Source organism: Leptolyngbya sp. DQ-M1 (assembly GCF_039962505.1).
Lineage (GTDB): Bacteria > Cyanobacteriota > Cyanobacteriia > Leptolyngbyales > Leptolyngbyaceae > Leptolyngbya.
In genome coordinates, this window is the sequence record NZ_JAMPLJ010000036.1 from 1 (window position 1) to 5,704 (window position 5,704).

The window sequence follows — 5,704 nt, forward strand, 5'->3', positions numbered from 1 at the left end:
AACATCATCGAAATCCATCAAATCAGGACAACGACAATTTCTTGCTGGAATGAGTTCACTTGGGCTTTCAGCCCTGAAGGAACCTATGTACTTTCAGTGCATAGTGGTTTAGTTAGACACTAAAATGCTTAAATTGTAATTGATATGATCTATTAGCTTAAAAGATACAGCGTCGTGTTTTATCAATTTGATTTAACATCAGGGGGAGACTCCGCTCGGACTTCCTGTACTTTACCCACTTCAAAGACGAGTCGGAAAGGCTGACTCATTTTGCGTTCTAAAAATTCTTCTAGCAGACGCACTTGTTTTGGCGTGACTGGATTTTGCGACCGCACTTGTAGTCGAACCTCTGGTGGAGTTGTGAGCCAATTGGTTTCACTTTTCAACAAGGTGACTTGCTGAAAAGTCACAGTATCATTGAGTAGCGCTTGCTTCAAATTGGTTTCTAACTGTGCTTGTCGCATTAATTGAGCAAAGCTAATTCCTAGTGGAACCGCCAATAAGGCTGTTAGTGCTAAGGCTGTACATAAAGGTTTGTGAGCGCGACGCAAGGGAGAACAGCCAAGAATCAAGAAGGTTAGCATACAAGCCAGCGTAATACCGAGCAGGTTCGTCAGATAGAGCAACGTTGCACCAAGACTGAGCGAACCATCCAATTTTGAGAGACCCAATCCGATTACACAAATTGGCGGCATCAAGGCGACCGCGATCGCGGTTCCCGCTAATGTTCCTGATATTCTGGGTTGCCATTTCGCGTAAGCGCTGATTGCTCCGGCTGCGATCGCAATTCCCAAGTCAAGCAAAGTGGGTCTTGATCGGGCTAAGATTTCTGACCCAAAGCTGGACAAGTTGACTAATGTTCCTGTCATTATAGAGATTGCGATCGCTGTGATCGTTCCCAATACCACAGATCCAAATCCTTGACGAAAGAGCCGCACATTTCCGGTTAATGCACCGAAGGCTAGAGCGCGAATTGGGAGCATTAATGGAGCCACAATCATTGCACCAATAATTACGGCTACACTATTGGTCAGCAGTCCAAACGTTGCAATCAGGCAAGAGCCAATAATTAAAACAAAGTAAGGACGATCAGGAATCGCTTCGTCTAACAATTCAGTTTGAATTTGTCGAAGGCGCTCAGGAGCGATCGATTGCCGAACCCATCTTTTCTTTGAAGCTTGGCGCAGCCAACTGCGAAACCCAGCTAATAGCATAGCCATCTCCCCTCCACAGGCGTAATCTCAAGTATTAGCATCTTTCTTTCGGAAGTCGTCATCTAGCGCAAGTCTGAGTAGACTCAACAAACAGTCTGAGGAATTAACAATGCGTCAACTGATGATTCAAGTGCCGCAAGGACAGGGGGAAACAGTCCTACAAATCGCAAAGTCTTGTAATGCCGTGAATTTTTCAAAAATTGAAGCTCAAAGTATTGATCTCGCTATTGTTCATGTTTCTAATCGACAAGTTGAAAACTTGCTCGCCAAGCTCGAAGATTTGCCAGAGGTTCATATTACTTGGTTGCCAACGGGTATCATTGCGCTACGTCCCCCTGCTTCTGAAGCTCCGCAACAAGTTAAAAATGTTAAATCTCGTAGCCCGATCGAGATCTTCTTGTCAGGATTGCAGAGTGTTGGATCGTGGCGTAGCTTTCTCGCGTATGCTGCGGTGGCAGGAGTGGTGGTGTGGATTGGACTATACACGAATACAAGCTATCTTCTGGTTGCCGCAATGCTAATCGCACCCTTCGCAGGTCCCGCAATGAATAGCGCGATCGCAACTGCACGCGGAGATCTACAGCTATTGGGTCGCAGTATCCTCCGATATTTTGCAGCATTAACAGTCACAACCGCGATCGCGTTCCTATTGAGCGTGATCCTTCAGCAGCAGATCCCAACATCGCTCATGGTAGATAGCAGTCAGATTTCAGCCGTAGCGGTATTAATCCCTTTAGCAGCAGGAGCGGCGGGAGCGTTGAACTTGGTACAGTCAGAGCGGAGTAGCTTAGTATCCGGAGCGGCAGCCGGAATGTTAGTTGCTGCTTCGCTTGCACCACCAGCAGGAATTGTCGGAATGGCAAGCGCGATTGGACGATGGGATATGACCATCAGTGGATTGTTTTTACTTGCATTGCAGCTATTTGGCATTCATTTATCGGCGACGTTGATCTTTCGAGCTTATGGACTGACTTTTCAGGGAAGCCGATATTCGCGTGGAAAGCGACAAGTTTTTCCGATCGCGCTCAGTGTTTCTCTGATTTCACTCGTTGCAATTTCAACCTGGCAGTTCTGGAATTCCCCCCAGTTTGAACGATCGAGTCGTGCTCAACGAGCGAATGCAGAAGTGCAACAAGCGGTTGAGCAGACTGGATTCGCGCAATTAGTTGAAGCGAACGTGCGCTTTACTCGTGCAGAGACCTCAGGACAAAACTCCCTATTAACTGAGGTCTATGTTCAACGCCAACCTGGAAGCACTCTTTCTAATCAGCAGGTTCGCGATCGCTTAACTCAAACCATTCAAACTCGTTTGCTTAATCAGGGTTTTAATGTTACCCCGCTCGTTAGCGTGACTGTTCTAGAAGCACCCAAAACTCAATAGGCTCACTCCTAGAGACAGAGGACATGTCTCCGTCACTTTTCTAGAATTCGTGTCCAGGTTTTCGTGTGTAAAAACAGTTATGAATTTTGAGCTATCAGCACTGTGGAAACAGCTTGAGTCAATGGTGCGCGATTTCATCGCCTTGCTTCCCAGCTTAATTCTCGCCATCATTGTCTTTTCTATTTTCTTTTTTATTGCAAGAGTGGTTAAGCGAACAGTACGACGGGCAACTGCAAATCGACGACAGGCTCGCAACTTAGGCTTAGTCCTAGGGCGATTAGCTCAAGGAACTATCATTTTGATTGGGTTATTTGTCTCGTTGTCGATCGTCGTTCCAACCTTTAGAGCAGGCGATTTGGTGCAACTACTTGGAATCAGTGGAGTCGCGATCGGTTTTGCATTTCGAGACATCCTCCAGAATTTTTTGTCAGGAATTCTGATTCTTTTAACCGAACCGTTTCGCATCGGGGATCAAATCGTGTTTAAGAACTTTGAGGGAACTGTCGAGAACATTGAAACTCGTGCCACCACAATTAGAACTTACGACAATCGCCGCATTGTGATTCCAAATTCTGAACTGTTTACAAATTCGGTGACAGTGAATACAGCCTTTGACAGTCGCCGCATGGAATACGATGTTGGCATTGGCTACGGTGATGACATTGAACAGGCAAAACAGCTGATTCATGAAGCATTAGAAGAGATAGATGAAGTGCTTCGTGATCCCGCACCGGATGTGTTGGTGATGGAACTTGCAGAAAGTACCGTCAACATTCGAGTGCGCTGGTGGATCAAACCGCCGCGTCGAATTGATGATTTGCGATCGCGAGATCAAGTCCTCACAGCAATCAAGCAGAAGTTAACTGCGAATGGCATTGATTTACCCTTTCCCACCCAGCAAATTCTGTTTCATGATCAAACCGAAGAAACAGACGGCGATCGGACTCGACAGCAAGAAGGATGGCCCGCTGGACAGAAACAAGTCCCTCGCGCTCGCAGCATTAGTGAAGCACTCCAAACATTAGCAGAACGAAGCGTTCAGCAGAACGGTCATCCCTCTCCGAATCATCATGAAAAACACAAAGCTGAGTAAGTATTGGGACACTTTACAATCGAGCTACTGGTTTTTCCCAGGGGTCATCTTGATCGCTGCGATCGCACTTGCATTTACAATGCTTCATCTCGATCGCACAGGAAAATCAGGCACAACCCATCTCTGGTGGCTCTATACAGGCGGACCAGATGGCGCACGAGCTGTGTTATCCGCGATCGCAGGGTCGATGATTACCGTTGCAGGAACAGCCTTTTCGGTTACGATCGTCGCTTTACAACTCGCTGCTTCTAATTTCGGACCGCGCTTGCTGCGAAATTTCATGCAGGATGTCGGCAACCAGGTTGTCTTAGGAACATTCATTGGAACTTTTATCTACTGCTTATTAGTCTTGAGAACGATTCGAGGAGAGAACTATTCGCCGTTTGTTCCTCAGATGGCTGTCACCGTTGGCGTTGCGCTTGCCATTGTTAGCACAGGTGTTTTAATCTATTTCATTCATCACGCTTCAACTATCATTCAAGCTTCGCAAGTGATTGTCAATGTTAGTGATGATCTCGATCGCGCCATTGATCGACTTTACCCGGAGCGAATTGGACAACATTCACAGCGACAGGTGGGAGAAATTCCCAATCAGTTCGAGCAGCAATCCGCGCCCGTCAAAGCATTACAAAAAGGATATCTACAAGCGATCGAGGATGAAGAACTGATGCAACTCGCCCGTCAAGCCGATGTGATGTTGTGCCTCAAAACACGACCCGGAAAGTACGTGATTCCAAGCACTCCCCTAGTTCTGGTCTATCCACACTCTAACCTTTCCCCAAAGCTGGTCAAACAAATTCAAAAAGCTTTCATCTTCGGCAATGAACGGACTGAACAACAAGACATTGCCTTTCCGATCGAGCAACTCGTCGAAATCGCATTGCGAGCGATTTCTCCTGCGGTGAATGATCCCTTTACAGCCATTCGCTGCATTGATCGGCTCGGTGCAGGGTTAAGCCGATTAGCCCAGAGAGATTTTCCTTCTCCTTACCGCTACGACGATAATCATACGCTGCGAATCATTGCTGAACCGACAACCTTTGAGGCTCTTACCGATCGGGCTTTCAACCAGATGACAATATGCTCGATCGGATGCCGCCGTCACAATTCGACTGCTCGAAGCGATCGCGCTGATTGCAACGTATGCAGAAACTTCAACCCAGAGAGGCGTTCTACGTCGTCATGCAGAAATGATTCAGCGCGGTAGCCAAAATGCGCTATCTGAGAAGTGCGATCTCCATGATGTGGAGCAGCGATATCAAGAAGCAATAACAGCCTTAGATTCTGAAGAAGCTAACCTTGATTTCAGGCAACTCTGACATTCATTCCGTAAGGAACCGCAGGTGTGATGTCGGTTGCTGTGTCTGGGGAGTCAAGGCTTCAGTCATAAGAATTCTATCCACGGAGAAACTTGAAAGTGGGCGGAAAGGGAACGTGACTTCATACTAAATCATCGATTTGTATTACACGCCGAGTTGAACAAGTTATACCTTAAGGGGGAGGTATGAAAATCGATACGAGGGACATATTCTATAATGGATTATCTAAGTTACGAATATGCCTCATGTCTTACTGGTTGATGATGAAGCACCGCTGCGTGATAGCCTGAGCTATGCTTTGCAGAAGGAGGGCTATGAAGTCACAACTGCATCAGATGGTGCTGCTGCATTGAAACTATTTCACAAGCAAGTGCCGGATGTCATTTTGCTGGATCTGATGCTACCAGAGATAGGCGGCATGGAGGTGTGTTGGCGCATCCGAGCATTTTCCGATGTTCCCATTGTGATGCTGACCGCAAAAGACCAAGACATCGACAAAGTGTGGGGACTCGAAGCAGGAGCCGATGACTACATCACGAAGCCATTTAACACACGAGAATTGTTGGCACGCATTCGAGCGGTCTGGTTATGTCGCAAAAATGGTAAGGTGTGGAAGCCCAATTTTCTCTGATCCTGCTCAAAATGACGGCGAACTCTCTGTTCAAATGGCATCATTTTCTCCCAGAAATCATCTTGC

4 protein-coding genes and 1 pseudogene are annotated in these 5,704 nt (G+C 46.9%); 4 read left to right on the forward strand and 1 reads right to left on the reverse strand.

Translation table 11 applies throughout. The features are described from left to right. Positions 1 to 182 precede the first annotated feature (182 nt). A complete protein-coding gene (locus NC981_RS25535) occupies positions 183 to 1,214 on the reverse strand; it encodes a DUF389 domain-containing protein (protein ID WP_348245600.1) in 1,032 nt (343 codons plus the stop codon). Positions 1,215 to 1,323: 109 nt separating this feature from the next. Between NC981_RS25535 and NC981_RS25540 the strand changes: the two genes are divergently transcribed. The 4 genes and pseudogenes from NC981_RS25540 to NC981_RS25555 all read left to right on the forward strand — a co-directional run bounded on the left by NC981_RS25540 (position 1,324) and on the right by NC981_RS25555 (position 5,638). Next, positions 1,324 to 2,595 carry a DUF389 domain-containing protein gene (locus tag NC981_RS25540; RefSeq protein ID WP_348245597.1) on the forward strand — a complete coding sequence of 424 codons (1,272 nt, stop codon included), beginning with the start codon at positions 1,324 to 1,326 and terminating at the stop codon, positions 2,593 to 2,595. Between the two features lie 79 nt (positions 2,596 to 2,674). Continuing rightward, positions 2,675 to 3,688 carry a mechanosensitive ion channel family protein gene (locus NC981_RS25545; RefSeq protein ID WP_348245598.1) on the forward strand — a complete coding sequence of 338 codons (1,014 nt, stop codon included), beginning with the start codon at positions 2,675 to 2,677 and terminating at the stop codon, positions 3,686 to 3,688. Beyond that, positions 3,666 to 5,007: pseudogene (locus NC981_RS25550) on the forward strand (DUF2254 domain-containing protein). The gene NC981_RS25545 and the pseudogene NC981_RS25550 overlap by 23 nt, the downstream one beginning before the upstream one ends. Positions 5,008 to 5,245: 238 nt before the next feature. After that, complete coding sequence (locus NC981_RS25555; protein WP_348245599.1) at positions 5,246 to 5,638, forward strand: response regulator; 393 nt, start codon at positions 5,246 to 5,248, stop codon at positions 5,636 to 5,638. The last annotated feature ends 66 nt before the right edge of the window (positions 5,639 to 5,704 follow it).

What these genes read in the sequence shown, in the direction of transcription:
- NC981_RS25535 (WP_348245600.1), bottom strand. Translation starts at nt 1,214, where the DNA reads ATGCTATTAGCTGGGTTTCGCAGTTGGCTGCGCCAAGCTTCAAAGAAA.
- NC981_RS25540 (WP_348245597.1), top strand. Translation starts at nt 1,324, where the DNA reads ATGCGTCAACTGATGATTCAAGTGCCGCAAGGACAGGGGGAAACAGTC.
- NC981_RS25545 (WP_348245598.1), top strand. Translation starts at nt 2,675, where the DNA reads ATGAATTTTGAGCTATCAGCACTGTGGAAACAGCTTGAGTCAATGGTG.
- NC981_RS25555 (WP_348245599.1), top strand. Translation starts at nt 5,246, where the DNA reads ATGCCTCATGTCTTACTGGTTGATGATGAAGCACCGCTGCGTGATAGC.